A 1,664-nucleotide genomic window follows, 5' to 3' on the forward strand; every position below is an offset into this window, starting at 1 on the left:
CCCACGTAGTAGGGGGGGAGGGCCTCCCCGTCGGGGGCGGCGTAGAGGGCGAGCTGGCCGCAGGCGTTGTTGAGGACCAGGAAGTCCGGCTGCTCGGCGGCGTAAACCCCGCCTCCGAGCTGAGAGGGCTCGACCACGTGCAGCCGCACCGGCGTCCTTACCCGCCAGGCCCGGCTCACCGTCCGCTCCATGACGCACATACCCCACGAGCCGAGCCCCACGATGGCCATCTCGATCATGGGACGCCTCCCATACACGCCACCTCAGATCGGCGACCGCTGGCTGATCTCTGCGTTCGAGCCCGTTTAGGCCGGCTTTCCTCGGTCGCGGCCGCGGCGAGTCGGCGGACCGCATGTACCAGCTGGTCGGCATCGCGCGTCGTGGTGGCGAAGGAGGTGACGAAACGGACGACACCTGGCTTCCAACGGCCGTGGTAAAAGCCGTAACCTTCGTCCAGAAGTCCGTCGATGACCTGCTGGGGCAGGCGGCAGAAGAGGATGTTCGCCTGTGGCGTGCGCACAACGCGAATGCCGGGGATGGACTTCAGTCCCGCTTCGAGCAGGGCGGTCATGGCATTGGCGTGCCGGGCATTGCACAGCCACAGATCGTCGGCGAGGTAGGCATCGAGTTGGGCGGCGGCGAAACGCATCTTGGCGGCGAGTTGTCCGGCTCGCTTAGCCCGGAACCTGAGCTCGGTGGTCAGGGAGCGGTCGAAGACGACGACGGCATCGGCGGTTATGGCCCCGTTCGTGGTGGCACCAAAGGACAGCATGTCCACGCCGGCGCGCCAGGTTATCTCGGCGGGCTTGCAGCCCAATGCGGCTACGGCGTTGGCGAGGCGAGCGCCGTTCATATGAACGTGCAGGCCCGCGTGTTTGGCAACGCCGGCCAGGTGTCCGATCTCGGCGGGAGTGTATACCGCGCCGGTCTCGGTGGCCTCGGTGAGGCTCAACACGGAAGGTTGCACGCTGTGCACGTCACCGAAACCGACCTTGCGGAGCACCGCCGCCTGCAGCTCGTCGGCGTCGATCTTGGCGTTTTCCCCAGCCAGCGCGATGAGTTTGGCACCTCCTGTGAAGAATTCCGGTGCGCCGCACTCGTCGTTGTTGATATGGCTGTCGCGGTGGCATAACACACCACCCCACGGCGGGGTCAGCGCGGCCAAGCTCAATGCGTTCGCCGCCCAACCGGTGGAAACGGGAAGTAGATCGACGTCGCGATCAAAGATCTCGCTGAAGCGACGTCGTGCGCTCGAAGTCCAACTGTTGGCGCCATAGGGCGGTGCCTGCCCAGAGGCTGCCGCCGCAACAGCCGCGATGATCTCGGGTGCGCCACTTGCGACGTTGTCGCTGGCGAAGGAGCGATCTGGCGTCCTAGCGATCTTGAGCCCCTCGCCGTGGTGGCGGTGGTCAATCGCGTAGGCGACGACGCCCGATATCGATTCGATGCGCTCGGCGACGACCTCGACCAGGGTGTACGTCGCGCCGCCGCAGTGGCAGCGGTCCTCGACGTAGCTGCAGCCGGTCATTGGGTCACCCGCTCGTAGCGGGTGATCGCCGACGCCACGATTAACTTACCGCGTCAGGCCCAGCTGGCGCCGACGGCGGCATCGGTGCTGGCCATGTTGCTGCTGGCGGTTTGCACCTTGCCGCCATGAGCATTGG

Annotated in this window: 2 protein-coding genes and 1 pseudogene (1 of these 3 running past the window's edge); all 3 read right to left on the reverse strand. The window is 66.3% G+C overall.

Annotation, left to right across the window (positions count from 1 at the left end; genetic code table 11):
• Positions 1 to 239, reverse strand: the start of a protein-coding gene (locus ACFE99_RS03070; protein ID WP_375482313.1) for an FAD/NAD(P)-binding protein. Its footprint begins 1,654 nt before the window's first position; 239 of the gene's 1,893 nt are visible here — the first part of the coding sequence; its start codon is at positions 237 to 239; its stop codon lies beyond the left edge, outside the window.
• On the reverse strand, positions 236 to 1,528 hold the full coding sequence (locus tag ACFE99_RS03075) for a threonine aldolase family protein (RefSeq protein ID WP_375482315.1): 1,293 nt from the start codon (positions 1,526 to 1,528) through the stop codon (positions 236 to 238). Before ACFE99_RS03075 ends, ACFE99_RS03070 begins: the two co-directional genes overlap by 4 nt.
• A gap of 53 nt (positions 1,529 to 1,581) precedes the next feature.
• Positions 1,582 to 1,664 (reverse strand): annotated as a pseudogene (locus ACFE99_RS03080) (type VII secretion protein EsxI); the annotation flags it as partial.

This window comes from uncultured Mycobacterium sp., from assembly GCF_964249325.1.
Classification (GTDB): domain Bacteria; phylum Actinomycetota; class Actinomycetes; order Mycobacteriales; family Mycobacteriaceae; genus Mycobacterium.

Coding starts and splice junctions, on each gene's coding strand:
- ACFE99_RS03075 (WP_375482315.1), bottom strand. CDS start 1,528: ATGACCGGCTGCAGCTACGTCGAGGACCGCTGCCACTGCGGCGGCGCG.